Source organism: Antarcticibacterium sp. 1MA-6-2, assembly GCF_021535135.1.
In the GTDB taxonomy this organism is placed as follows: Bacteria; Bacteroidota; Bacteroidia; order Flavobacteriales; family Flavobacteriaceae; genus Gillisia.
Genome location: NZ_CP091036.1, coordinates 914,914 through 940,971, shown reverse-complemented (window position 1 = coordinate 940,971; position 26,058 = coordinate 914,914). Strand labels below are relative to the sequence as shown.

General features: G+C 37.0%; 22 protein-coding genes and 5 pseudogenes. 15 read left to right on the top strand and 12 right to left on the bottom strand.

All coding sequences use genetic code 11. The annotated features are described in order from the left end of the window. Positions 1-404: 404 nt before the first annotated feature. From LZ575_RS04795 to LZ575_RS04745, 11 genes and pseudogenes are all read right to left on the bottom strand, one after another. Complete coding sequence (locus LZ575_RS04795) at positions 405-1,280, bottom strand: phosphatase PAP2 family protein (protein ID WP_235329413.1); 876 nt, start codon at positions 1,278-1,280, stop codon at positions 405-407. A gap of 93 nt (positions 1,281-1,373) precedes the next feature. After that, positions 1,374-1,718: a hypothetical protein gene (locus LZ575_RS04790; RefSeq protein ID WP_235329411.1), complete on the bottom strand. Its 345-nt coding sequence runs from the start codon at positions 1,716-1,718 to the stop codon at positions 1,374-1,376. After that, positions 1,718-2,038, bottom strand: a complete 321-nt coding sequence (locus LZ575_RS04785) for a hypothetical protein (RefSeq protein ID WP_235329409.1) — start codon at positions 2,036-2,038, stop codon at positions 1,718-1,720. The genes LZ575_RS04790 and LZ575_RS04785 overlap by 1 nt, the downstream gene beginning before the upstream one ends. 42 nt (positions 2,039-2,080) lie before the next feature. Further along, on the bottom strand, positions 2,081-2,614 hold the full coding sequence (locus LZ575_RS04780) for a TolC family protein (RefSeq protein WP_235330673.1): 534 nt from the start codon (positions 2,612-2,614) through the stop codon (positions 2,081-2,083). 222 nt (positions 2,615-2,836) lie between these two features. Continuing rightward, positions 2,837-3,493 carry a TolC family protein gene (locus LZ575_RS04775; protein ID WP_235329401.1) on the bottom strand — a complete coding sequence of 219 codons (657 nt, stop codon included), beginning with the start codon at positions 3,491-3,493 and terminating at the stop codon, positions 2,837-2,839. A 4-nt stretch (positions 3,494-3,497) separates the two neighbouring features. Then, positions 3,498-6,682: pseudogene (locus tag LZ575_RS04770) on the bottom strand (efflux RND transporter permease subunit). Positions 6,683-6,705: 23 nt separating this feature from the next. Further along, entirely contained in the window at positions 6,706-7,572 is an 867-nt protein-coding gene (locus tag LZ575_RS04765) for an efflux RND transporter periplasmic adaptor subunit (protein WP_235330672.1), read from the bottom strand. 32 nt (positions 7,573-7,604) lie between these two features. Continuing rightward, complete coding sequence (locus LZ575_RS04760; protein ID WP_235329399.1) at positions 7,605-7,826, bottom strand: hypothetical protein; 222 nt, start codon at positions 7,824-7,826, stop codon at positions 7,605-7,607. Between the two features lie 109 nt (positions 7,827-7,935). Next, on the bottom strand, positions 7,936-8,382 hold the full coding sequence (locus LZ575_RS04755) for a hypothetical protein (protein ID WP_235329397.1): 447 nt from the start codon (positions 8,380-8,382) through the stop codon (positions 7,936-7,938). 37 nt (positions 8,383-8,419) lie between these two features. Continuing rightward, a complete protein-coding gene (locus LZ575_RS04750) occupies positions 8,420-9,070 on the bottom strand; it encodes a DUF2652 domain-containing protein (protein WP_235329395.1) in 651 nt (216 codons plus the stop codon). 71 nt (positions 9,071-9,141) lie between these two features. Next, positions 9,142-9,735 carry a TetR/AcrR family transcriptional regulator gene (locus LZ575_RS04745; protein WP_235329393.1) on the bottom strand — a complete coding sequence of 198 codons (594 nt, stop codon included), beginning with the start codon at positions 9,733-9,735 and terminating at the stop codon, positions 9,142-9,144. 295 nt (positions 9,736-10,030) lie between these two features. Between LZ575_RS04745 and LZ575_RS04740 the strand changes: the two genes are divergently transcribed. The 4 genes and pseudogenes from LZ575_RS04740 (at position 10,031) to LZ575_RS04725 (ending at position 13,860) form a co-directional block, all read left to right on the top strand. Then, a complete protein-coding gene (locus LZ575_RS04740) occupies positions 10,031-10,321 on the top strand; it encodes a pirin family protein (RefSeq protein ID WP_235329392.1) in 291 nt (96 codons plus the stop codon). A 169-nt stretch (positions 10,322-10,490) separates the two neighbouring features. Further along, positions 10,491-10,949: a pirin family protein gene (locus LZ575_RS04735; protein WP_235329390.1), complete on the top strand. Its 459-nt coding sequence runs from the start codon at positions 10,491-10,493 to the stop codon at positions 10,947-10,949. Positions 10,950-11,278: 329 nt separating this feature from the next. Continuing rightward, positions 11,279-12,610, top strand: coding sequence for a tyrosine-type recombinase/integrase (locus LZ575_RS04730; RefSeq protein ID WP_235329387.1), 1,332 nt, complete (start codon positions 11,279-11,281; stop codon positions 12,608-12,610). A gap of 412 nt (positions 12,611-13,022) precedes the next feature. Further along, positions 13,023-13,860, top strand: a pseudogene (locus LZ575_RS04725) (DUF932 domain-containing protein). A 1,035-nt stretch (positions 13,861-14,895) separates the two neighbouring features. Here LZ575_RS04725 and LZ575_RS04720 read toward each other — a convergent pair. Beyond that, on the bottom strand, positions 14,896-15,903 hold the full coding sequence (locus tag LZ575_RS04720) for an IS110 family transposase (protein WP_235324700.1): 1,008 nt from the start codon (positions 15,901-15,903) through the stop codon (positions 14,896-14,898). Between the two features lie 434 nt (positions 15,904-16,337). On the opposite strand from LZ575_RS04720, the gene LZ575_RS04715 reads away from it, so the two are divergent. The 11 genes and pseudogenes from LZ575_RS04715 (at position 16,338) to LZ575_RS04665 (ending at position 26,058) form a co-directional block, all read left to right on the top strand. Continuing rightward, positions 16,338-16,694 carry a single-stranded DNA-binding protein gene (locus LZ575_RS04715; protein WP_235329385.1) on the top strand — a complete coding sequence of 119 codons (357 nt, stop codon included), beginning with the start codon at positions 16,338-16,340 and terminating at the stop codon, positions 16,692-16,694. Between the two features lie 73 nt (positions 16,695-16,767). Next, positions 16,768-17,215 (top strand): annotated as a pseudogene (locus tag LZ575_RS04710) (RadC family protein). Positions 17,216-17,226: 11 nt separating this feature from the next. Further along, entirely contained in the window at positions 17,227-17,424 is a 198-nt protein-coding gene (locus LZ575_RS04705) for a hypothetical protein (protein WP_189602825.1), read from the top strand. Between the two features lie 430 nt (positions 17,425-17,854). Further along, positions 17,855-18,235 carry a BfmA/BtgA family mobilization protein gene (locus LZ575_RS04700; protein WP_189602826.1) on the top strand — a complete coding sequence of 127 codons (381 nt, stop codon included), beginning with the start codon at positions 17,855-17,857 and terminating at the stop codon, positions 18,233-18,235. 11 nt (positions 18,236-18,246) lie between these two features. Next, a pseudogene (mobB, locus tag LZ575_RS04695) lies at positions 18,247-19,301 on the top strand (MobB family relaxase). 13 nt (positions 19,302-19,314) lie between these two features. After that, positions 19,315-20,896: pseudogene (locus LZ575_RS04690) on the top strand (type IV secretory system conjugative DNA transfer family protein). 146 nt (positions 20,897-21,042) lie between these two features. Continuing rightward, the gene (locus LZ575_RS04685) at positions 21,043-21,894 is read left to right on the top strand and encodes a DUF488 family protein (RefSeq protein ID WP_235329383.1); all 852 of its coding nucleotides are present in this window, start codon (positions 21,043-21,045) and stop codon (positions 21,892-21,894) included. 4 nt (positions 21,895-21,898) lie between these two features. Beyond that, positions 21,899-22,720 (top strand): hypothetical protein, encoded by an 822-nt coding sequence (locus LZ575_RS04680; protein ID WP_235329381.1) that lies wholly within the window; start codon positions 21,899-21,901, stop codon positions 22,718-22,720. A 334-nt stretch (positions 22,721-23,054) separates the two neighbouring features. After that, entirely contained in the window at positions 23,055-23,258 is a 204-nt protein-coding gene (locus LZ575_RS04675) for a helix-turn-helix domain-containing protein (protein WP_235329379.1), read from the top strand. Next, positions 23,259-24,824 (top strand): class I SAM-dependent DNA methyltransferase, encoded by a 1,566-nt coding sequence (locus LZ575_RS04670; protein WP_235329377.1) that lies wholly within the window; start codon positions 23,259-23,261, stop codon positions 24,822-24,824. Then, positions 24,796-26,058, top strand: coding sequence for a restriction endonuclease subunit S (locus LZ575_RS04665; RefSeq protein WP_235329375.1), 1,263 nt, complete (start codon positions 24,796-24,798; stop codon positions 26,056-26,058). Before LZ575_RS04670 ends, LZ575_RS04665 begins: the two co-directional genes overlap by 29 nt.

Sequence of the window (26,058 nt, the reverse complement as noted above, 5' to 3'; positions counted from 1 at the left end):
ATTGTTTTCAATGTTTTTCACTCCATTTCTTCCGCAGGAACGGCAGTAGGGAGCTTCTTTTATTTATCACGTCTACAGCCACTCAATTTGAATTGGAATTAAATTGAATAAGTACCGAAAACTTAATTTCTGCATCAACCACTCTCGATTTTATTCTTGTAAATGATCAAGGTCCGGATTTAATTTTCTTTCCTTTTGTAAATTTATAAAATATATCTTTTTAAATATCTGACAATAATTTATCGGAAATTTTAAAAATAGGGAGATGGGTGAACGAAAGTTCTGGTGCCATTTCAGAAATTTTAAAAAGAAGGCGAGTTACTATTCTGTAGAAAATTACAGGAAGTAGTAAGGATCTAAGAAAGGCACAATGAGAGTATATATGAAACTTACCTGGACTGTTATTACTTTATAACCTGCATTAGAAAGTACTCAGTAACCTTCATTTGTCCCATTCCTAATTGGAAACTCCAGCTAATTTTATTTTTATCATGGATTTGAGATCCATAATCTCTTTGCTTGTTTAAGTAATTATCAATAGCATCTACAACCACTACACTAATTATAATACTCACTCCCACGTCAGAAAACCAATGTGCACCTGCCCAAAGCCTTGATATTGGAGCTACCAGTCCAAATCCATATATTCCCGCTTTTATAAAAGGATTATTAAATTGTTTTCCAATAGCGTAGGCAGTAGTAAACGACAATATGGTATGACCTGATGGGAAACTGTGATACTCCCCTTTATTACTAAAAGGTTTAAAACTGGCAGATCCTTCCCCCGTTGTGGGACGTCCCCTTCCTGCAACAGTTTTAGAAAAAGTTTGGAGGAGGCCTGCAGTTGAGGCTGCGGAAATTAACAGAACACCTGTTTTCCTGATTTTCTGATTTTTCGTGAATAAACCGTATAAATATACAGCTCCATTTAAGGCATAATTGTTTTGTGGACTACCATAATACCATCCTGCCTCTTTAATAAGATTTGGAATGTCTTCTTCCTGAGCCATGAACCATTCAGTAGAATTTTCGTCAATTAAAAACATAGCTCCTGTGCCTAAAACTATTGCACCTGCAGTAAGATAATCTTCCTTTTCCCATTCCAGAGGTTTCGCGTAAGTTGTTGTTAAACCTTGAAAGGCACTTATCCCATCATATTTTAGAAGTTGCCAGGTATTAGGGACAGAATCTTTAGTCTCACCCTGTGCAAAGCTTGTGATGGAAGTAAGAAAAAGGAAAACGAAAAACGGAAAAAATTTTAAAACTTGAAAAGGATTCATCAGGTAATTGAATAAAAATACAGTTTGAAGATTGTATTAAACTTGTAAAATTCAGGAGTGGCCTAGTGCCTCATATTTAAGGCTGTACATTTTTTATTTTTCGCGATAAAAATGGAAATTTTTGGTGTCAAACCCATATTTGCAGGTAATAAACAGGATATCTTCCTTTACCAAAAATTCGGCCTGTACCCATCTTTTACTCTTGTGGTTATAGAACTCTCCCACCCATTTCCCCTCCAGAAATTCCATATTTCTCAAAATCTCCTTTTCTCCTTTTCGATGAGGATTATCTGAGGATATTAATTCACCAGTCAATTTTCCCTGGTAGGTCTTAATCTCCACCCGGGTGTTATCTTCCTTAAATTCCCAAATACCCACAGGGGAGGAGATGTCTTGCAGCCAGATTAGAGAGAAAAGGATAAAAATTAATTCTTTCATTATTGCTGGATTTTTGCATTTATCCTGGTTTCAGCCCAGTTTATAAAATCGATTATCTTCACAAAATCTGTGCGGTTCACCGGACTTTCCAAAAGGTTTATAGAAAATTTCAATTCTCCTATGAGCATCATTTCAATAAAATCCAGTTCACACAAGCATACGGTATCAAAGTCATCTATAAGATCCAGAGTATCTCCAAACCATTGGGAAAGAAGTTCAAGATAACGGCGAGTAAATTCCGGTTTCCCTTCTATAGATTTCTTTTCCTCCGAGGTTTTATGAACTCCAGGTAGCCATAATCTTCTGTTATGGATTCTCATTTTTTCAAGTATCATATCTAAAGTTATTATTGTTTGTTTTAGCTATTTCCATCCTCCTCCTAAAGCACGATATAACTCAATTCTTGCTTCCATTTCACTTTTTTCGATAGCCACGAGTTCCAGCTGACTTTGTAACAAATTGGTTTGGGCTGTAATTACTTCTAAGTAGGTCGCAACTCCATTTTTAAAGAGCATATCTGCATCACTAACAGATTCATTCAGAACCTGCTCACGTTCCATAATAACCTGTTGCTGGTTTTGAAGCTTTTCTATACTTACCAAAGCATTTGACACCTCCTGTACCGCTTCCAACACTTTTTGCCGGAATTGGAGTTCTGTTTTTTCCTTCTCAATAATTGCAATTTTGTAATCTGTTTTAAGTTGTTTCCCATTAAGCAATGGTTGTCCAACACTACCTGCTACCATCCCAAATAGGGAGCCGGGAACATTCCACCAGTTACTTCTTATAAATGCATTAACCCCTCCAGCTGCTGTAATGCGTAAAGAAGGATAGAGGGAAGCCTTGGTAATTCCTACACTTGCCTGTGCAGCTCTTACCTTAAATTCAGCAGCCAGAATATCGGGCCTTAATTGTAAGAGTTCTGCTTAGTACTCCCGTTTGTACTTCTTCCATTGGAGAAAGCAGGCTATTTAGTTCTCCTCTTTTCATTTCTGAAGGAAAATTTCCAGTTAAAATACTTAATGCATTTTCCTGAATAATTATTTGTTGTTCAAGTTGAGGAATGAGCTGAGCAGCCTGTAGACGTAGGGCTTCTGTTTGTTTTTTGGCAAGGGAGGTTACCGCGCCCGATTCATATTGTAAGGCAATAATTGCATTTGTTCGCTCTCTAAGCTCCAGGTTTTTTTGGCTACTTCTAACTGTGCATCCAGCATAAGTAAATTGAAGTAGCTTTCGGCTACTCGTGCCACTATAGAGGTTTGAATTGCCTTTTTCACTTCGTCCGTCTGTATATATTCAGCCAGGGCTTTCCGTTTTTGATTTTTCAGTTTTCCCCAAATATCAGCCTCCCAGGATAAAACTCCCTGAGCGGTATAATCTTCCAAATGGTTCTGTTCTAAAAAAGTGGCAGTACTTAATCCATTGAGACTATTATCTGAAAAATAAGTATAGGTACCTGTAACTTCAGCATTTAGAGTAGGGACATTCACCCATTTCGATTTTTTTAGCAGGAGTTGAGAAGCTTCTACATTCTTCATCGCTTCCAGGAGATCATTATTTCTTACAACAGCACTGTCAATCAAATTCTTTAATTGAGGGTCTTTATAAAATTGCCTCCATTGAAGATTTCCAATACTCAAAGAATCAGGATTTTTTTCTCCCATAAATTTAGAGGGAAGATCCGCAGGGACGGTTTTTTCAACTATAGATGTCTTACAGGAAATGCTTAACTGTAAAAGCAGGATTGCTATAATGAGATATGATTTTTTATTCATTTTATTAATGATTGATAATTATTGGAGTTTGCTTAGAAGAGGTTCCGGGCTTTACAACCTCTGATTTACTGAATTTTTCCTGCAGGGACTGGAAGACTACAAAAAGCACCGGAATTATAAATATTCCCAGGATCACACCTGCAAGCATACCGTAAGCAGCACCTATACTTATAGAGTGATTTCCCATTGCCGAAGGTCCTTTAGCAAACATCATTGGAGTCAATCCTGCAACAAAGGCAAATGAGGTCATCAGGATTGGACGCAGCCTGAGTTTTGCTGCTTCTATGGACGCTTCTACTATGGACTTTCCACTGCGCCTTTTTTGTGAAGCAAATTCTACAATAAGAATTGCATTTTTAGCCAGTAACCCTATGAGCATTACTAAAGCCACCTGTACATAAATGTTATTTTCGATTCCCGTAATTCCAATTGCAAGAAAAACTCCCAGGATACCCGTAGGTATAGATAGTATTACTGCCAGTGGAAGTATGTAACTTTCATACTGGGCTGCGAGAAGGAAATAGATAAACAATAAGGATAAAATAAAAATCAACACAGATTGCCCCCCTGAACCAATTTCCTCGCGGGTCATTCCTGAAAATTCGTAGGAATATCCACCCGGTAATTGTTGCATCGCAACTTCTCTTACAGCTTGTATTGCATCTCCCGAACTAAACCCGGGGCTTGCAATAGCATTCACTCCTATTGATGTAAAAAGATTGTATCTTGAAATATTCTCTGCCCCGTATACCCGCTCCAGGCTTACCAATGTTGTTATAGGTACTTTTTCACCGTTCCTGTTTTTTACGAAAATGCCATTCATAGAGCTTATATCTGTACGTGCGTCCTTATCTGCCTGTACTATAACCCTGTAATATTTTCCAAAACGATTAAAATCTGATGCCTGGGTACTTCCGAAGTAAGCCTGCATTGTTTGCAGAATATCCTGTACGTTTACCTTCAATTGCGCGGCCTTTACTTCATCAATGATAAGATCATACTGTGGATAATCTGATTTAAAGGAAGTAAATGCTACCGCTATCTCCTCCCTTTTCATAAGCTCTCCTATAAAATTATTTCCTATAGCACTAAATTTTTGTAAATCTCCTCCTGTTTTGTCCTGCAGGACAATATCAAGACCGTCAATGTTACTAAACCCGGGAACAGTTGGAAATGTAAAAACAAAGAAACTGGCGCCATTTATGCTCGAAAGTTTTTGATTTACGACGGCCATTATTTCATAATTATATCTGATATCTCGCCTCTTTCTTCGGTTGGTTTCAGCAATACAAATGCCACTCCCGATGAAGGACTTGATGACTGGGTAAGGATATTAAAGCCTGATAATCCCATCAACGTTTTCTTGGATTCCAAATCTCCCAGCAGGATTTCTACTTCCTCCATAACCTCCTGTGTACGTTGCAGGGAAGCACCAGTAAGCATGGATAAGGAAATAGCCATAAATCCCTGATCTTCTGAAGGTATAAATCCAGTAGGGGTTCTATTTACCATAAAAATAGTTGCAGCGATTACCAGTGCAAGTGCTCCAAGGCTCAACCATTTTTTTCGTACCAAAAAGCCCAGGCTTTTCACATAATTATTCGTGAGTCTATCAAAACCTGTATTGAAACCTATAAAGAACTTTTCTTTATAGGTTAGTTTCTTTTTAGGTTCTTCTCCGTTGCTGTGTTTATCTTTTAAGAACAAAGCAGCCAAAGCAGGACTTAACGTAAGGGCATTTATTGCCGAAATAATAATTGCAATGGCAAGGGTAAACGCGAATTGTTGATAAAAGACTCCTGTTGAACCTTCTATAAAGCCTACTGGAAGAAATACTGCCGCCATCACCAGGGTAATAGAGATTATGGCTCCCGTAATCTCGCTCATAGCAGTAGTGGTAGCTTCCTTTGGAGGTAGATGCTCATTCTCCATTTTTGCGTGCACTGCCTCTACGACAACAATGGCATCATCTACCACAATGCCTATTGCCAGAATTAATGCAAAGAGGGTTAGTAGATTAATAGAGAAACCAAAGAGCATCATAAAAAAGAAGGTCCCCAAAATTGCTACAGGTACGGCAATTGCCGGGATTAAAGTAGACCTGAAATCCTGGAGAAATAGAAATACTACAATAAACACTAAAATAAATGCTTCAATTAAAGTAGTTTTTACCTGACTTATTGATTGGTCCAGGGAATCTTTGGTGTTATATAATGTGAGGTATTTCACCCCTTTAGGAAAATCTTTTGAGGCTTTCTCCATAAGTTCGCTTATTGCCACCTGTATTTCACTGGCGTTGGAACTAGCCAGCTGGAAAGAGGCAATGTTAACTCCTGCCTTACCATTGACGCGGGTAAAATTTCCGTAGCTATAGGCACCCAGTTCTACTTTGGCGACGTCTTTAAGCCGCAACATAGAACCGTCGTCGTTTGACCTTATAATAATTTCCTCATACTGCTTCGCTTCATTTAGTTTTCCCTGGTATTTAATTATATATTCAAACGATTCCTCACTGCTTTCTCCAAATTTCCCGGGAGCTGCTTCTAAACTTTTGTCCTGGATAGCAGCTACAATTTCTTTGGGGGTAATATTATACGAAGCCATTTGACCAGGATTCATCCAAATCCTGATAGAGTAGTCTTTACTTCCTCCAAAGATCAGGGATTGACCTACCCCAGGGATTCTTTTAATTTCAGGAATAATATTTATTTGGGCATAATTAGCCAGGAAAGTTTGGTCATAAACATCAGGGTCTTCGGAATATAAGTCGACCACCATTAACAAACTGTTTTGTTGTTTGGAGGTTGTTATTCCTGCCTGGACTACTTCTGCTGTAACTGGCTGGTAGCCTGGGCCACCCTGTTTTGAACATTTACCGCAGCCTGATCGGGATCTGTCCCCAGTTTAAAGTAAACTGTTACTATGAGGGTGCCATCGTTGCTTGCAGTAGAACTCATATAGCTCATATTTTCTACACCATTAATAGATTCTTCTATTGAAGGTGCTACCGAACGAATTAAGGTTTCTGCATTGGCTCCGGGATACAGAGCAAGTACCTGGACTGCTTAGTGGTGCAATGTCAGGAAATTGTTGGAGCGGCAAACTATAAAGTCCCAGAACCCCCACGATCACCAGTAAAATGGATATTACTGTTGCCAGAACGGGCCTGCTTATAAATCTTTTAAACATATTTTTACTTTTAAGTATTGAATTTATTTTTTTGCAATTGTTTTCTTCATTTTTTCCGGTTGGATAACAGTACCGTCCACCAGGTAATCAAAGCCTTTGTACACAATGCGATTACCATGTAAAAGTCCTTTTTTAACTAAGTAGTTATCCCCAGACTTTCCTGTTACCTCAATGGGTTGTCTTGCCACTACATTGTCCTTATCCACTACGAATACAAAGATCTTATCCTGTACTTCTACCGTAGCCTGCTGAGGGACCAGGATTACATTTTCATGAGGAATATCAAGCTGAATTTTCCCGGTATTTCCTGATCGTAGTATTCCCTGGGAATTTGAGAAGGTGGCTCTAAGGGTAATCGTTCCGGTATTGGAATTAAATTGTCCTGCTATCATATCTATCTTTCCTTTTTCAGGATAAATTTTTCCGTCTGCAAGAAGCAGTGAAACGGCGGGTAAAGCCTCTGCATTAGCTGCTGACGACTTTTCCTTAAACCTAAAGAAGCCTTTCTCCCCAAGTGCAAAATATACATGCACCTCATGAACATCAGAAAGACTGGTTAAAGGTTCAACATCTGCAGGAGAAATAATACTTCCCTGTTTTTTAGGAAACCTCCCAATATAGCCGTTGACCGGGGCTTTAATAGTGGTATACCCCATGTTAATCTTTGCAGAACTTACCATAGCTTTTGCCTGATTCAATTTTGCCTCAGCCACTTTTTTGGTGGCTTCGGCCGTTTTTAACTGGTAAGGAGAAACTACCTCATTTTTAACAAGGGGTTCCAGTTTTTCAATTTCGAGGTTGCGCTGTAATAACTCTGCCTCTGCAGCATGTAAATTAGCGTATGCATTGTTTAAGGCTTCCGAAAAGGGTTGTTGGTTAATCTTTAAAATTGATTGACCTTTTTGAACATAGGCTCCTTCATCTACATAAATTTCCTCGACCGTCTTACGGCTACCTGCGGTCGTAATTCAACATCTATAATTCCCTCTATTGTGGCTGGATATTGGACTATTGTTTGAGCAGAAGTTTCAAACACTTCCACTACAGGCAATGTTTGCAATGGAGCAGGAGAGAGGTTCTCCTCATTTTCTTTACATCCATACGCAAAAGCAATTATTATAAAAGAATAGACTATTTTTTTCATTTTTTAAAGAGTGTTTAACATTAGTAGTTTTTCTAACAGTGTTAATTGTTAGATTAAAAATTTTTAATTATTATTTTTCTGCCGACTAGCAGAAGGTTTGTATATCAAATTAATTACTGGCGAATTCTAAACCAGGTGGTACGCGTAGTTTATCTTTTGAATGATTATTTATGTAGAGATAAATGGTATCCTTTCCTTTAGAATGAAGTGTATATAATTCAATAAATCGTCCGTTTTTTTTATTAATAATTTCATTGGTGAAAATATTGTATAATTTTATCCGGGGCTCAGTATAACCCGGGTTGGGAACTAATTCTTTTGAAATTATCTCCAAATTCTCTCCGTTTTCAGTTCTTAAATTTTTTATATATTCTAAAGTTTTAGATTCTCTTTCCTTCTTTTTAGGTGCCCAAATTGCTATTGGATTTTGAGGGGAGTAACCAATTTGAGAAGTTGAGTATAAAGATTGGTCATTTGAACTTTTGGTTATGCTACATCCCTGGAGAAGGAATAGGAACAGCATAGCTTTAAAATAGGTTTTAATTGTAAGATTCATAATAAAGATATTTTTAATTGAAGTTTGTAATGTTATTTCATGCACTAAGTTTTTGCAGTTCAAGAGCCTGATAATCAAAAAAGGTGAAGCAAAGGTTTTTTAAGCCACTGTATTTATCACAAATTTGTTTATTGAAAGAATTTTTCCCGTTTTCGGTCATGGCAGGAACATTGTCTTCCAAAAGCTCATCTGTAATTAAAACATAGGTATGACTTTCTATTTTGTTCTTTAATAGGTGATGAGCCTCTATGACTGTTTCGCCATATAATTTTTGAAATTTTCCAATTTTGTAATCGGCCAGCTTTCCGTAGTGGGCTATTAATTTTAGAGTCAGGTCAATCTCTTCTCCCAATTCCTCACTTATTAGAGCAAGTTCATGATTAAAGCTCTCAAGCATTATTTCATATTGATCCAGGATTTCTTTAACCGTAAATTTCTTTTCGTAGCTATAAAAAAGAATGGCGTCACCTTCAATTTCTGACACCTGTAGTCCAAGGTTATTGCTACGGATAATAGAGGAAAGCAATCTTAAAATTATAGTTTTACCAAGGATCATATCGGTCGTATGAACAAATTTTGTGAAGCCACTTATGTCTGGTATGAGTAGAGTACCCTTATAAACTTTTGGTTCGTAAAATTTCGAATTAATCCTGTTTCTTCTTCTTATGGGTTTTCTAAGTAAATTCATAATTCCATATTTTGATATTTCTATGCGTGTTTATATATCTAACAGTGTTAAGTAAATGGGCAAAAAAAAGTTTAATCGCTTATTGATTTAATTATTCCGTTAATAGCATCTTTTAATATTTGATCATTTAAAGAAGACGGAAGTCCAGCTCCAACGAGATTAACTGAAATTAAACCATGAATCACTGAAAAAAAGGTAAAATACTTTTCCCGGACTAAATCTTCAGATGGATTTTTATCTTCCATTACTTTCATTATGGCATTAATAAATCTGTTTCGTGGGGATTCTGCTTCTGAAAGCCCGTGACGACAACAAGATATTTCTACACCAAACATAACCTGGTACAATTCTTTATTTTCAAAAGCAAATCTCCAGAATTCCATCCAAAGGGTTTCTAGTTGTTCAGTAGGATCTTCAATTTTTTCCTGAACCATTGCTAATTGTCCGTCCAGGCAAATAAATCCTTTTACAGTCAAAGCTTTCAGGATAGCCTCTTTGTTAGAATAGTATTCATAGATAATTGGAGCAGTATATTCAATCCTGTCCGCTATTTTTCGCATGCTAAGGCCATTCCATCCTTCTTCTTTTACAATAAGGTAAGCAGCTTCCAGTATCTTCTCCTTCGTCTCTTTCTTCAATCGTAAAATACGTTCCTTACTTCCCATTTTAAATCTATTAATCTATTTAACAGCGTTAGGCAAAGATCTAAATTCTTTTTCAATTAAAAAGATAATTCACACTTTTTTAAGTTTTTTTTATTCCTACTCTAATTTTCAAAAAAATATTTTAAAGCTGAAGTAGGTGGGAGCTACCCTTGTATGGATATCCCGGTCTATTTTATTCGTTTATCGTTTAAATTTATAAAGGACATCCAATTTCTCATAAGCTCTTTATATATTTATTCCACAGGATTAAATGATATTGAATATAAACTGCATTACCACAAATAATCAAAATTAAATGGTGAAACTCGTAATTGAATCAAGAAAAGCTTCTCTTGGTGAGGGGATGAAAGTAAAAAGAATTTTACCGTTTCGTCAAAAAAGGATGGTTGGTCCCTTTATATTTATGGATCACGGCGGACCTGTGGCTCTTAATCCTAAAACAAAGAGTTCGCTGGATGTTTTGCCTCATCCTCATATTGGACTTTCAACCGTAAGCTATCTCTTTAGTGGAGAGCTTGTTCACAGAGACAGTTTAGGTGTTAATCAGGTAATACGTCCGGGAGAAGTTAACTGGATGACTGCTTAAGCAGTGGAATATCACATTCTGAACGTTTTGAAGATCCAGGAATATTAGCAACAAATTCTCTGGAATTAATCCAAACCTGGGTAGCACTGCCGGAAAAGAATGAAGAAGATGCTCCCAGTTTCCATAATTACAAACCGGAAAAACTTCCTGTTTTTACAGATAAAGCTGTATGGATGCGATTAATTGCTTAAGCGAGGCTTTTGGTCTTCAAAATGATGTTAAAACACATTCCTCTCTCTTTTATCTACATGTAAAACTGGAAAAGGGCGCGCATTTTGGCTTACCGGAAAAACACCCAGAAAGAGCTATTTATATTGCAAAAGGAACATTAGCAATAAACAGCATTAACTATACCGAAGGGCAAATGCTGGTATTTGAAGAAGGTAGCGATCCCATTATAGTTGCTAACGAGTACTGTGATCTAATGGTTCTTGGAGGGGAGCCGTTAGGAGAAAGATTTATTTGGTGGAATTTTGTTTCTTCAAGAAAAGAGAGAATAGAACAGGCTAAGGAAGATTGGAAACAGGGAAAGATCCTTCTGCCTCCTACAGATGATAAAGAATTCATTCCACTTCCCGAAGATCCCTTTAAAAAGAAGAATGCTCCCCCGCCTGAACCACTTTCCTGAGATCATAGATTTACAAAGGAAATGAGGATAAAGATTATAGATGATTCTGCACCTATTCTGTACTTGTAGAAAATAAAAAAGGCTTCCAATTTCTCAGAAGCCCTTTATTACTGTAGCGAGAACGAGATTTGAACTCGTGACCTCCGGGTTATGAACTTGATGTTTTACCTATACAATTTCAACTAAAACCCCATAAAACCAATGATTTACAGGTATTTATATAATACTTGATTTTAATTGTAACGCGTTAAAATCAAATTATTCTGTACTTATTCTGTACTAACTATTAAACATTTCATTATCTTTACTTAATTGTAAATTACATGGTTATGGCTAATGTAAAGATTGTTTTACGAAAGAATATGATAAGAAAGGATGGTACAATTCCCCTTGCATTGAGGATTAGTGAAAATTATAAAACAAATTATCATTGGCTTGGACAATATGTGTTCGAAAAGGATTGGGATAATACTGCTGGAAAAGTTAAGCGGACTCATCCCAATTCTAAAAAGTTGAACAATTTTTTGATGAAAAAGTTGACCGAGGTCAACGATATTTATTTTGATTCCAAAGTTCGTATTACTCCCAAACAAGCCAAAGAAAAATTAAAAGGTCCTGATGGATTAAAATCTTTTTTTGCATTAGCAGCTGAACGCATAAAGGAAAAATATGAAAGGGGGACATTCTCTGTAGCCAAATCCGAATTGTCAATCCTCTATAATTTACAAGAATTTTTAAACCTAAAAAGAACTAAGAACAAAGCTACAGTTATTAAGGAGATCAAAGAAAGGCGTACAGAGCGTATAAGTAGGGCTAAAAAATCCGAATATCTGTGGATGGATGGAGTGAACTATTTCCAAAAAAGTACAGCTTTACGATTTCAGGATATTGATGAGGCATTTCTAAATAAATATAAAACTTTTTGTCTTTCTTATCTAAATCAAAAAACAAGAACTGTTACAAATCAGCTTATTTTTATTAGAACACTTTTTAACTTAGCAATAAAAGAAGGTATTATTGATCAAAAATATTATCCTTTTGCAGGGGAAAAAGAGAAAATTCGAATTGGTTCTGGTAACAAAATTGGTCTGACTATAGAAGAGGTTGAAAAAATTGAAGCTCTAAAATTGAAAGAAGGTGCTTCAATTTGGCATACACATAATGTCTGGCTGTTCGCCTTCTATTTTGCAGGCATACGTATTTCCGATGTGGTTAAACTGAAATGGTCTGATTTTAAAGATAATCGTCTTTATTATGTAATGAATAAGAACGAAAAACCATTGAGCCTGAAAATCCCCCATAAAGCTGAGAAAATATTAAGCTATTATAGAAAGGACAAGACACATTATAATGGACATGTATTTCCATTTCTGAAAAATGTCCATCCTAAAGATGCTGAAAAAATTTATATTAAAACAAAAAATGCTACCAAGCTTCTCAATAAATATCTAAAACGAATTGCAGAGGAATGTGGTATAGAAAAAAATTTATCCAATCACATTGCAAGACACAGCTTTGGGAATATTGCAGGTGATAAAATACACCCCTTAATGCTGCAAAAGCTCTATCGACATAGTAATTTGAAAACTACTTTAATTTATCAGGCTAACTTCATTCATCGAGATGCTGATGATGCCTTGGATAGTGTCATTAATTTTTAGTTTTGAGGAAGTCCGAAATTTACATTTGCGAACTTCCTTTTTTCTTTTTGAATAGCAGAAATTCCAAGAATGAAGACAATTTCATTTCATAATTCCACTTAGCCCATTCCCACTCCATTCCACTGGCCCGGTTTAAAAAATATTTTAAGTTCTAATCCAGTTGGCATTCCTATTCCATTTCGTGAAAACCTACTCCGCAAGAGTAGGTTTTCTTTTTCAAATTGAAAAAGAGAAGTATATAGTATTCAATCAATATCGGCGCAAAGTTAAACTCGTAAAATATTCCCATCAAAAGACTACGGCATAAAGCCGCTCCCGCACTCGCTATTTATTCCGTTTCCTTTTGAGCCGAAATTTTATCTTCCGTTTGGTTCTAGCTTAAATATTAATTGTTTAACTAAAATCAAATGTTATGTATTTATCAAATTTACAGCAGGATCAAATCTTTGTTCCATCAGAAATGAAGTCTTTAAGAAGCCTGACACAAATGGAATCCCGAAGGGGACTTGAAAATGTCATTATCTCAAATGGCAAAATTGTCAACGTGGTGTCCAACAGCTACGGCCACGTACCCAATGAACTTTTCTTCAAGAAAGCCGAAGAAATGTTGACTTGGTGCTGGACTGAACTATCAGAAACGAACAATCAACAGGAACGATAGGTCGTTCATTACCGACTTTATAATCGATGACAACAGCCAATTTTCGGTCAAGAACGAAAAAGACCTGATACTGCCGATGCTGCGGTTCAAGAATTCCTATGATGGGAGCGAAAAAACTTCAGGACATTTTGGCTTTTACCGGGAAGTATGCTCCAATGGCCTGCACGTTTCACAATCGGAAATTGAGTTTGCTATCAAGCACAGTAAGAACAATACCGACCTGATAATGCCGAGGTTGATCAATTTATTCGATAAGTTCTTGGACAATGAATTTTACACCATTACCCAGAAGTTCGATAGAATGAAGGAATTTAAAATCATCGACACCAAAGAATTCGTGAAGGTAATTTTGGACAAAACAAAATTGTTCCGGTATGAATGTAGTGACAAAAACAATGATCCTTCAAAGAAATCCCGTGAAGTCCTTGAAATTCTGGATAATGAAGCTCTGCTGCTTAATGAAACCCCCAATTTATGGATAGGCTATAATGCTTTTAATCAAATGCTTCACAATACATTGAAGAAAAGCTTTTCACAACAGGAACACCTGGACAAAAAACTGTTCAATGCTGTCTATGAAATGGCTTAATGTCATTAAAGGTTTATCCAGTACCTTAAACTGGATTTTTTCCTATTCTCAACGAAAGGATTTATATGGGAAATGGGAGTTGCAATCCCACTCAGCCCATTCCCCTCCATTCCGCAGAAAAAGCTTCATTCCGGGAAATACGCTTCATTCAAAAATCTTGGACACAACTTCAAAGCTTCCGATTTCCATTTCGCTACCCCTGCCAAAAAAGGCAGGAATGCTACATTCCCAATCTCCATCTTTAAAATTAAGTCCGCTTTAAATCCTGCTAAGAATGGAATTTCGGTTCCATAACCCACTCAGCCCATTCCCCTTCATTCCGCAGAAAAAAGCTCCATTGCGGGGAAAGCGTTTCATTCAAAAATCTTGGACACAACTCCAAAGATTCCGCTGACCATTCCACTTGCCCGCTCATTCCCGGGAAAAGCCGGGAAGCGGCCAAACTCCATTCCCATCTACATCTTTGAAATCAAGTCCGCTTTAAATCCTACTTCAAGAGGATAATCCATTTTCATAAGTAGTAAGCACATTCCCACTTCATTCCGCAGAAAAAGCTCCATTGCGGGGAAAGAGCTTCACTATAAAAGTCTTGGACACCATCCCCAATTTCTCCTTTCCATTTCGTTAGCGCTTCCCGCTATGCTGGGAAGCGCACTTCATTCCAATTCCAAATCGGGAATGGAGTCCGCTTAATCGGATTTCCATCCTTGCTTTTGGCCCCGCTTCCAATGTTTTTGTACTTCACATAAAGACTTTAGACCCACTTCCGTGCCGTCACTGTCCCTTCCCTTTTTTTGTAAGCAAAATACCAACATTTGGAAGTTGAACAGACTGCATAACCGCTCGTGCCTCCCTTTTATAAGTCTTTATCAATTCCAAATATTGAAAATGTATAAGCAACAAAAAAAGGTACTGCGATAAAAAACAATCTTTTTTTTGTTTTTTTACATGGAGTACGTGGCATTGTTGAAATGGAACAACTCTTAAAAAGGAGTTGTTTCCAATCCAACAAGCACAACACCAAAATCATTATTTCTAATCTGAAAATAAATAATCTGGATTATACTCTGATCCATTTTTCCAAATCGTATAGATAAGCACTAGTAGTTTTCTTGCCACTGCAGTCACTGCAATCTTTTTTATGGATTTCTTCTCTGACAAGCGATTATAGAATATTTTCAGGTTTGGATTATGTTGTAGGGAAGATAATGCGGGCATATAGAGTGCAGATCTTATAAAACTGTTCCCCTTTTTACTTATGGTCGTCTTTCCAGCGTAAAGACCTGACTGCCGATGCTGTATGTCAAATCCACAATAGCTTACCAATTGTTTGGAATTGCGTACGAGCGCAAAAGCATTCGTCTCGCCCAAAATACAAGCGATGGTCATGAACCCTACTCCTGGTATGGTCTCCATCTTTCTGATCCGTTCGTCCAGAATGCTATCTTTTCTAACAACTAGCTTGATCTCAGATTCCACCTGTGAAATCTGCTTTTCCAGTAATTGGATTTGTTGTTTAAGTCTCTTACCAACTGTGGGGGGACATTTATGAGAATTGTCCTTTGCATGCAGTTGATTTTTGGTCATAGTAAGTTTGGCCTTAAGGCTACGGTAATCCCTTGTTAGGATCTTTAAAGTTCTCATTTGAAGGGAGGGAATTTCCCAATGATCCAATTTCCTTTCCAAGCCCATCCTGCACAAAAGCTTAGCATCCACACTATCGGTCTTTGTCTTTATGTTATGGCTCTTGGCAAAGTAGTTTACTTTGTTGGGAAGTACTACCGATAAGTAAAAATCCCTCTCTTGAAGCCAATAAGCCAAATTTTCATAATAGACACCAGTGGCTTCCATCACAAAAAAAATTTCTGCAGGATCTTTTTTCTTCTTCAACCATTCCAGTAGTTTTTTAAAACCTTTAAGGTCATTTGTAAACTTCTGCACCTTAGAAAATTGTAATTCACCGAATTCGGAATACAAACCATAGGAGCATTCAAGGGAATCTTTTGATACATCAATTCCCACACAAAATTGTACTGTATTCATAATACTAGGATTTAATGAGGCAGGAAGCTTCTTATGATCTATTCTCGTCTTTACGCGGGATGCATAAAAGCTCCCTAAGTACTGCCCAGATTCTGAGAAACGAATGGGAACAGGGTATGTGTCTTTTTTACGGTATATCTCACGGACTACCTGGTAACAGCTATATCTCCTATTCCCACTGCCTTTTTCTCCAAAGAAACTAAAAGAACCTTAATGAATTACAAACGTACGAGGTAACAGCGACGGCACTACGGGAAGTAAATCAAAAATGAACATTATGAAATCGTACAAAAACATCAGAAAGGAAGTGGGGCCAAAAAAACAAAAAAGGGAAAACGCTCAGGATACAATAAGTAAATCGCTTCAAAAAAATATAAACGAAAACTGCCTGAAAGGTTCAGGTAGTCTATTAATTAATCTTTAATTCTTTTATTATGAGTACTATCAAAAATCACGTACAGCTAATTGGAAACGTTGGTCAGGAACCAACCATTACCAACCTTGAAAACGGTAAAAAAGTAGCCCGTTTTTCACTTGCCACCAACGAGTATTACAAAAACGAGAAGGGCGAAAAAGTGCAAAATACGGAATGGCATACCGTAGTCGCCTGGGGAAAAACTGCAGAAATCATCGAGAAGTATGCAGGAAAGGGTAAGGAAATTGGAGTTAGCGGAAAATTGAAATCCCGTAGTTACGAGGATAACGATGGCATTAAACGCTATGTTACCGAAGTGGAAGCCAATGAAATCCTTTTGTTAGGCGTAAAGAACGGCAATACTTCAGCCGAGTAAATTAAAACAAAGAGGGCGTCTCTGTGGAAAGTACCGCCCTCTTTTCATTATCAATTCCTTAAAAGAAATCAAAATGAAAGCACAAGTTAATGAAATCGCAATAAGTTATAGTGGAAACCTTAAAACAAATCAGCTTCCCAAAATAACTTCCTCACAAAATGCAGCCGAACTCCTTTACGGACAATGGAACAAAAACAATATCGAACTGCACGAAACCTTTAAAGTGATGCTACTGAACAATGCCAATAAAGTAAAAGGTATTTATGAAGTATCCACAGGCGGCATTATAGCACCTGGTAGACTTAAGGATACTCTTTGCCGTAGTACTCAAAAGCCTTACCACGGCAGTAATCCTTGCTCATAACCATCCGAGCGGAACCTTGATACCGAGTGAACCCGATAAACGGCTGACCCAAAAAATTAAAAAGGCAGGGGAATTATTTGATATTAAGGTATTGGACCATTTGATCCTGATACCTGATGGAAATTATTTCAGTTTTGCAGATGAAGGAATCCTTTAAATGGAAAGCTTATGATTTATCTTAATTTTTCAGACCTGACCGAAGAAGCCCAAAACCGACTTTTGGAGAATTCCAAAAAGGATGTGGAACGAAAATTTGGGAATGATATCCGCACGTACGTAAGAGAAAATTATACCTGCTTTGAGACGATGGTAGAGGAAGAAGCATTGCGAAATTTATATTCCTATACTTTCATATTCAACATCTGATTATCTAAACTTTATAGTCCAGCACCTCCAAATTTTTGGAGGTGTTTTTCTGTTCAATTGTCTTCAGTTCAATAAAAATCATTATCTTTATTATGCTGAATTCCAGCATTTAATTTTACGTAGGGTTATCCATTTTTTGACTTTCGCTGATAACCGTACCCATCAAAAAAATACATAACAGGAAATTATTTCCCTGAAACTGGCAATTGGCTTTTGACTAAATTGTACGGAATTTTTGTTCGCCTGTGGCGAACGAAAAGGAGTAGCAAGAGGGTAACACGCGATGCGATGTTAAGCACTCCTTTTCATTTTCAAAATGCTGATATTCAGCAACTTGAAAAAATAAAAAATTCCCGACCTTTCACAATTTGCGACAAATGCCCTGTGAACGCCCATTTTTAGGGGAGGATTTGCGACAAATCGGCCAATTATGGACTCATTTATCGGCATCAGGTTCAAAAAGGAAACGGCAAAACGTTTTCAGGAATTTTCAAGGACACACTTCAAATCCCACACCGAGGCAATGGCAACAATGCTCGATTTTTTCTTCTACAACGAAATTTCCCCAAAGGAAAAATTGGGGCCTACGGGAAGGACAATCGAAGCTTCTTTAAAGAAACGTATAAATGCGGTGATTGCCATTATGAGGGATATGGAAAAGAGCCAGACCAAACCCACCGTCGCAATGTTGGAATCCCTTTTTCAAACCGAAGAACCTAAAAAGAAACCGTTGATTTTGGAAAAGAAAATTATTGAAGAGAAGAAGGAGGTACGTTTTCAGGAAAAGCAAAATAATAAGAATGAACTGTAAATTTTTGAGCTATGTACATTACCATCACACCTCAAAAATTAGGGAACAATTACTCGCAAAGTTCAGCGGATTTTGTGGGCTACCTGGAGAAGGAAAACCAGGATCTGGAACAGGGAGCCCTGCCTGCTTAAGCAAGGCAGGTATGGAACATTTTTTCAATCAATATGATGTTGAAATATCAGCGGATGAAGTTGTAAAGGAAATTGATGGAAATGGTGCCAAACTCAAAAAGACAGAACCGAAATTCTATTCGATTACGGTCAGCCCTTCCAAATACGAACTGAACTTATTACAGAACAACAGCGAGGATCTAAAAAGATACACCCGAGAACTGATGAAGGACTACGTGGCTTCCTTCAATCGGGAAATCAACGGAAGACCGATTAGCATCGATGATATTAAATATTACGCCAAAATAGAACACCAACGAACTTTTAAGGGAACGGACTGGCAGATTAGGGAAAACCAACCCTTTGCTACCAAAATATTGCAGCTCAAAACAGAAATCAGAAACATTAAAGAGGGGCGAGCTGAAGGCAATATCAAACTATTGCAGAATAAAATTGACCGATTGGAAAAGGAAGCTCCGCACCAACAGGACGGGAAGCGAATTGTCCAGGGGATGCCAAAGGCAGGAAATCAAAGCCATATCCATATCATCGTAAGCAGAAAGGATGCATCCAATACTTTCAGTCTTTCTCCTGGGAGCAAGCATAAGGCCTCGGAAGTCCAGATGCATGGTAAGAATGTAAAACGGGGCTTTGACCGTGATCAATTTTTTGACCGGGCAGAAAAGACCTTTGACAGGACTTTTGTCTATCAAAGAAACTTTGCCGAGACCTATAAGGCCCGAAAGGATTTCATCAAAAATCCTAAAATATATTTTGCATCGCTGATGAAATTGCCCACCAATGAAAGGGCGATTGCTTTTAAAATTATGAAGGAAAGTGGTGTTCCAATGCTACCAAGTATTCCGGTTACACAGGCACAACTGGCAATGAAAATATTCAACCGCCTGCGCCGTGGTGTGGAAGTGGCTATTAAATCAAGTTCAATAGGTATCTAAAGGAAAAACAATGATGCAACTAACCAATCCCCTACATATACTCTTAATTATCGTTTTGACAGCTTCAGTATTTTATGGACTATATCGGATTTCCAAATATGCCTTTTTCATAAATACTGTGCTGCTTTTGGGACTGATAGCCTATTTGTATTATCCGCATAATACGATAAAAGCACTACTTTATTTAGGTTGTCCTTTATTGTTGGTCAATACGGTATTTTACGTTTTTCTGCATAAACCGGATTTAAAGCAAAATACCTCTGAAAAATATCGGGTAACTTTTAAAACAGACAAGAAAAGTTTTAAAATTGAAAACATCAAACGTGGTGCATCCATTATTGGGTCTGCCGGAAGTGGAAAAACCGAAAGCGTCGTTTACGGATTTTTAAAACATTTCCAGGAACATGATTTCTGTGGGGTTATTCACGATTATAAGGATTTTGAACTTACCGAAATGGCGTACCCGTTATTTAAAAATTCGGATATTCCTTTTCGTATAATCTCCTTTGACAAAATTATTCATAGGGTAAACCCCATTGCACCCCGGTATCTCGAAAACGAAGAAAGTGTAAATGAAATTTCCCGGGTACTTATTGAAAATCTTCTGGAACAGCGGGAATCGGGAACCACGGGAACCTCGAAATTTTTTAACGATGCAGCTGAAGGTTTGATAGGCGGATTGATTTGGAAACTGAAAACATCCTATCCTAAATTCTGCACCTTACCCCATCTAATCGCCATCTATCAATATTTGGACACGGATAGTCTCATAAAGTTTTTAGAGACCAATACCACCTCCAGAGCCATGGCAGATGCTTTCATTAGCGGCAAAGATTCCGAAAGACAGACCGCAGGAGTGAAAAGTACCCTGGCCAATGTTCTGAAACGCATAAGCACACAAAATATTTTTATGGCCCTTTCTGCAGATGAAGTGCCATTAAACATTAATAGTCCAGAAAATCCTGCTGTGATTTCAGTAGTGAACAATCCTAAATTTGAGACCTCTTATTCGCTTAATGATTGCCACCATAATCCATACGATTACAAAGCAAATGAGTGTGCGTAATTCAAATTCTTCCTTTCTTTTAATGGAAGAAGCACCAACCATTCGGTTATTGAATATGCACCGCATTCCGGCTACTTTAAGAAGTTATGATATAGCAACTGTTTACGTCATGCAGGACAAGATCCAGAACGATATGATGTATGGTGATAAGGCCAGTAAAGCTATTTTAAGTAACCTTTCATATCAGTTCTTTGGGAAGGTCAATGACCCGGACACCGCTAAATATTATGAACGCTTTTTTGAGATCGTCAAAAAGGAAACAACCAGTATCAACCGTGGTTACAGTCTTGATTTTGATACTCGCATTACTACCGGGGAACGTGAAATCCCGAAAATAAGGGCAGATGCCTTTTTCCGATTAAGGCAGGGTGAATTTATTACCTATGCGGATGGGGAGGATAAAAAGGTACAGTTTAAGTTGTCAGAAATTGAAAGGGAGCTTCCACAAGAGACAAAGATGTTTATTAAAGCTGATTTAGAAGCTAACTTTGACAGGATCTATGGTGAAGCAAGATCTATTTTTGATTAAAAAAATAACCCAAAATTATCCAGCTTAATAAGAAGACAGTAGATTTGATGATTGTATTGTGGATAAGTGCGAAAAAATTATTACAAGGTTTTTATATTCGGTAATTTTACAAGATGTTTTATAGAAGAAAAATAGTTTTTGCGTTGTTGGAGAAGTTCAAAGAAGGATTGGAAAGTACACGCCTTCAGAAACTTATGTTTTTGTTGACTCAGATGAAAAAAGAACCCGACTACGAATTTGTGCCTTATAGATTTGGATGTTATTCTTATTCTTTAAAAGCAGATCTTGTTGCAATGGTTAAGCATAACTGGTTGGTTACAGCCGAAAAAAGTTATACTCTTAATATCAAAAAGAATTACTATAAGGAGTTGAAAGCAAGCGACCAAGAACTTGTCAATGAAACTTTTGAACTTTACGGTAAAATGAATACAGAGGTGATTACAAAACATACTTACCTCAATTTTCCTTACTATGCCACTAAGAGTGTAATAGCCGAAAAAATTCTTCCTGAGAAATTTTTTGAAAAAGTTTTGTCAGCGCGTGCTACTGAGGAAAGTACAGTTTTATTTACAATCGGTTATCAGGGTATATCGCTTGAAGAATACTTGAACAGATTAATAAGGAATAATGTTCATCTATTAGTTGATGTTAGACGTAATCCCTTAAGCCAAAAATATGGTTTTAGTAAAAAATTATTAAGCGGTTTCTGTCATAGATTAGGTATAGGTTATATTCATATTCCTGAAGTTGGAATTGATTCAAGTAAAAGGCGAGAATTAAAAATTCAATCTGATTATGATATGTTATTCGAAGAGTATAAAGCGACGGTTCTAACTGAAACGGTTGAGAATCAGGAACAGATTTTGTCACTTCTGGAAAAACATGGACGTATTGCCCTTACCTGTTTTGAAGCAGATCATTGTCAATGTCACAGAACTCATCTTGCAGAAAAAATAAAGCTTTCTCCAAACTTTAAGTACGAACTATTGCATATATAGATTAATGGCCCTTACCAAAATACTTATCACTGTAAAGACTTATCCTTCCCTTTCTGCTACATATGGAGAACTCGTTTGTACTGCCGGATTTCTGGAAGATGGAACTTGGATAAGATTATATCCAATACCCTTCAGGAAACTTAAAAATGAAGAAAAATATAAAAAGTATCAATGGATAGAATTGGAGATTGTAAAGAATGATAAGGATTTTAGACCAGAAAGTTTTCGTCCTGCCACTATTGATACGCCTATTACGCTCTTGAATACAATTGACACAAAAGGTAATTGGTTTAAAAGAAAGCAAATTGTATTCAATAATATCCATACAGATATTAAGAAACTAATAGCGGAAGCTCATGATAAAAATGTTTGTACTTCATTGGCTGTTTTCAAGCCAACAAAAGTAACCGATTTTAAAATTGAAAAAGTTGCTTCAAATTGGGATAAGAAAAAAGTTGCCCAGTTAAAAGCCCTGAATGATCAGGGTAATCTCTTTGACATGGAAGAATTGCCCTTTGAAATTGTAGAGAAACTTCCTTATAAATTTTCTTATGTAATTGAAGATGTAAATGGTGTTTCCAGTACTATGATGATAGAAGATTGGGAGATAGGCCAGCTTTACAGAAATACATTGGCAGCCGCAGAAGGAAATGAAGCAATAGCAGTTGAAAAAGTAAAAGAAAAATATTTTGATTATTTCGCTCTCAAGAAAGATCTACATCTCTACTTGGGCACTACCAAGGCGTTTCATTATCGGTCAAAAAATCCGTTTATGATTATAGGGACCTTCACCCCCGATATTGAAATTCAGACATCTCTTTTTTAAGTGTGCGCTGTATCTTCTGTAAAAAAAAATATCAAATTCCTCAAGCGTACATCTTATAATACCTGAATCTCTGGGGAATCAAGAATTACTTTTGCAAAAGGTGCTGTGTGTGATAACTGTACCCAATAATTTGCTTTCAAATTCGACAAACCTCTTTTGGAAATGAGATCCGGGACTCGGTGTGTTCCGGTTTATTAAATTTTCCAAAAATAATCTGCTCCATTTTCTTACCATTCAAAAGTCGTGGAGGTTATTTGACGATATTCGATATACTCATTCAATGAGATATTTAAGAAAATTTTATAAATTAGGACTTTCGTAAACTTCTGATAAGATGAACCGGATTAAAGCCGTTTTGCAGGAAAAAAATCACAATCAAAAATGGTTGGCGGAAAAATTGGGGAAGAGCTATAATATGGTGAATTCCTATGCCCAGAACAGACGTCAACCCAGTGTGGAAGATTTATACCGAATTTCGAAAATACTGGGAGTGGAAGCTAAAGAACTTTTATTGGAACATAAAGATTTAAAAACATAAATGGCTAAAGACAAAATCAAAAAGGAAAAATCTATTGAAGAAAGCCTGTGGGATGCTGCCAATAAATTGCGTGGCTCCATCGAACCTTCAGAATATAAACACGTGGTTCTAGGGCTTATTTTCTTAAAATTTGCCAGTGATAAATTTGAAGTACGTCGTGAGGAGCTTATAACCGAAGGGAAAGAAAAATACCTCGAAATGAAAGACTTCTACAATATGAAGAACGTCTTTTTTTTAGCAGAAACTTCCCGCTGGAACTACCTGATCAAAAATGCAAAACAAGACGATATTGCCTTAAAGATTGATACTGCCTTGAACCAGATCGAAAAAAACAATCCCTCTCTAAAAGGTGCATTGCCGGATAATTATTTTTCACGGTTAGGTCTGGACAAAAGTAAATTATCTTCGCTTTTAGATACCATCAATAAAATAGACACCCAAAAGGACAAATCACAGGATATTGTGGGGCGCGTGTATGAGTACTTTTTATCTAAATTCGCTTTGGCGGAAGGGAAAGGAAAGGGGGAATTTTATACTCCAAAAAGTATTGTAAACCTTATTGCTGAAATGATCGAACCCTATAAAGGGATTATTTATGACCCGGCTTGTGGTTCGGGTGGAATGTTTGTGCAATCCATCAAGTTTATCGAAAGCCACCACGGGAGCAAACAGGAGATTTCAATTTACGGTCAGGAATATACCAATACTACTTATAAACTGGCAAAAATGAATCTTGCAATTCGGGGAATATCTGCGAACCTGGGTGAAAAAGCAGCCGATACCTTTAGCAACGACCAGCATAAGGATTTAAAAGCAGATTATATTATGGCTAACCCGCCCTTTAATCAAAAAGATTGGCGGGGGCCGCAGGAATTAATTGATGATCCGCGATGGCAGGGTTATGAAGTACCTCCCAAAAGCAATGCAAATTATGGTTGGATCCTGAATATGGTTTCCAAACTATCAAACGAAGGTGTTGCCGGATTTATCTTAGCAAATGGTGCCCTTTCCGGGGGTGGCGAAGAATATAAAATCCGGAGAAAATTGGTGGAGAACAATCTTGTGGAAGCTATAGTGATTTTACCACAAAATATGTTTTATACCACTAACATAAGTGTAACCGTTTGGATCCTAAATAGGAATAAAACAGCACATTCACGTTCTATTGGTGATGAGGAACGCCATTACCGGGATAGGGAGGAGGAGGTTTTGTTTCTGGATTTACGGCAGATTGGTGAACCATTTGAGAAAAAATTCATTCAGTTTAGCCCAAAACATATTCAGGATATTGCTAAAACCTACCACGATTGGCAACAGGAAAATACAGATTATAAAGATATTCCGGAATATTGTTACAGTGCCACCAAAGTTGATATTGAAAAGAAAGACTTCTCCCTGGTGCCCAGTAAATATATTGAATTTGTAAACCGGGATGAGAATGTTGATTTTGACTCCAAAATGGCGGGTTTACAAAGCGAACTGTCCGATTTACTACAACAGGAAGAGCAATCTAAAAAGGAATTGTTAGACGTTTTTAATGAGCTGGGCTATGCGATCAAACTATAGGCCTATTGGAAATTACATACAGCTGGTTGATGAACGTAACAAGGAGTTAGAAATTTCTACGCTTCTAGGGTTAAGCATATCGAAAGATTTTATTCCTTCGGTTGCAAATACGGTTGGAACAAATATGCGCAACTATAAGATCATTCGTAAGAATCAATTTGCTTGTAGTATTATGCAGGTGAGGAGAGATGGTAAAATGCCAGTGGCATTACTTGAAGATATTGAAGAAGCTATTATTTCCCAAGCTTATCCAGTATTTGAAATTATAGATACTGAAGTTTTATTACCTCAATATTTGATGATGTGGTTTACACGCTCAGAATTTGACAGGCAAGCGACTTTTCACGCTGTTGGGGGTGTAAGAGGAAGCCTGGAATGGGAGGATTTTTTAGCTTTTGAACTTCCCGTACCATCCATCGAACAACAGCGGGAAATTGTAAGGGAATATAATGTAATAAAAAATCGCATCGCCCTAAATCAGCAACTCAACAAAAAACTGGAAGAAACTGCGCAGGCGCTTTATAGGCATTGGTTTGTAGATTTTGAGTTTCCTAATGAAGAAGGTGAACCTTATAAATCTTCCGGTGGGAAAATGGGTTATAATGTGGAACTGGATAATGAAATTCCGGAGGGGTGGGAAGTTAAAACAATTGGTGACTTTGCATTAAAAATGAAGAGTGGAAGTACTCCTAATCGTGGTAGGGAAGAATACTGGTCATCAAATGATCATCCTTGGATTAAAACGGGGGAACTTAATAACAGTGTGTTAATTGAAGTAGAGGAATATATTTCAGATTTAGCTTTAGGGGACTGTTCCGTAACTCTTTTACCAATAAATACTGTATTGGTGGCAATGTATGGACAAGGTAATACTAAAGGTCAAGTTGGATATTTAAAAATACCTGCTACAACCAATCAAGCTTGTTGTGCCATTATCTGTGACAATGAATATAAATCCACATTTATTTATTATTATCTCAGAGTAAATAGAGATGAGATTGTAAGTGTAGCGATTGGTGGAGCGCAACCAAATTTAAGTAAAGATATTATCGAAAACCTGAAAATGGTTGTCCCAAGTGAAGAAACTATTTTAAAGCATCCGTTTATTAAAATAATGAATCGCAAAGAAAAAATAATGCGTAAATCTCAACTCCTCGCGAAACTACAATTAATATTGTTGAGTAAAATGAGTACGGTAGAAGAGATTATCAAACCTGAATCAGTAGAAATTTAA

Excerpts from the sequence above, each read along its gene's own strand:
- LZ575_RS04705 (WP_189602825.1), top strand. The coding sequence starts at position 17,227 with ATGATTTATCTTAATTTTTCAGACCTGACCGAAGAAGCCCAAAACCGA.
- LZ575_RS04675 (WP_235329379.1), top strand. The coding sequence starts at position 23,055 with ATGAACCGGATTAAAGCCGTTTTGCAGGAAAAAAATCACAATCAAAAA.
- LZ575_RS04740 (WP_235329392.1), top strand. The coding sequence starts at position 10,031 with ATGGTGAAACTCGTAATTGAATCAAGAAAAGCTTCTCTTGGTGAGGGG.
- LZ575_RS04785 (WP_235329409.1), bottom strand. The coding sequence starts at position 2,038 with ATGAGAATCCATAACAGAAGATTATGGCTACCTGGAGTTCATAAAACC.
- LZ575_RS04790 (WP_235329411.1), bottom strand. The coding sequence starts at position 1,718 with ATGAAAGAATTAATTTTTATCCTTTTCTCTCTAATCTGGCTGCAAGAC.
- LZ575_RS04795 (WP_235329413.1), bottom strand. The coding sequence starts at position 1,280 with ATGAATCCTTTTCAAGTTTTAAAATTTTTTCCGTTTTTCGTTTTCCTT.
- LZ575_RS04670 (WP_235329377.1), top strand. The coding sequence starts at position 23,259 with ATGGCTAAAGACAAAATCAAAAAGGAAAAATCTATTGAAGAAAGCCTG.
- LZ575_RS04715 (WP_235329385.1), top strand. The coding sequence starts at position 16,338 with ATGAGTACTATCAAAAATCACGTACAGCTAATTGGAAACGTTGGTCAG.
- LZ575_RS04760 (WP_235329399.1), bottom strand. The coding sequence starts at position 7,826 with ATGAAAAAAATAGTCTATTCTTTTATAATAATTGCTTTTGCGTATGGA.
- LZ575_RS04745 (WP_235329393.1), bottom strand. The coding sequence starts at position 9,735 with ATGGGAAGTAAGGAACGTATTTTACGATTGAAGAAAGAGACGAAGGAG.
- LZ575_RS04735 (WP_235329390.1), top strand. The coding sequence starts at position 10,491 with ATGGATGCGATTAATTGCTTAAGCGAGGCTTTTGGTCTTCAAAATGAT.
- LZ575_RS04665 (WP_235329375.1), top strand. The coding sequence starts at position 24,796 with ATGAGCTGGGCTATGCGATCAAACTATAGGCCTATTGGAAATTACATA.
- LZ575_RS04730 (WP_235329387.1), top strand. The coding sequence starts at position 11,279 with ATGGCTAATGTAAAGATTGTTTTACGAAAGAATATGATAAGAAAGGAT.
- LZ575_RS04680 (WP_235329381.1), top strand. The coding sequence starts at position 21,899 with ATGGCCCTTACCAAAATACTTATCACTGTAAAGACTTATCCTTCCCTT.
- LZ575_RS04755 (WP_235329397.1), bottom strand. The coding sequence starts at position 8,382 with ATGAATCTTACAATTAAAACCTATTTTAAAGCTATGCTGTTCCTATTC.
- LZ575_RS04775 (WP_235329401.1), bottom strand. The coding sequence starts at position 3,493 with ATGAATAAAAAATCATATCTCATTATAGCAATCCTGCTTTTACAGTTA.
- LZ575_RS04700 (WP_189602826.1), top strand. The coding sequence starts at position 17,855 with ATGGACTCATTTATCGGCATCAGGTTCAAAAAGGAAACGGCAAAACGT.
- LZ575_RS04750 (WP_235329395.1), bottom strand. The coding sequence starts at position 9,070 with ATGAATTTACTTAGAAAACCCATAAGAAGAAGAAACAGGATTAATTCG.
- LZ575_RS04720 (WP_235324700.1), bottom strand. The coding sequence starts at position 15,903 with ATGAATACAGTACAATTTTGTGTGGGAATTGATGTATCAAAAGATTCC.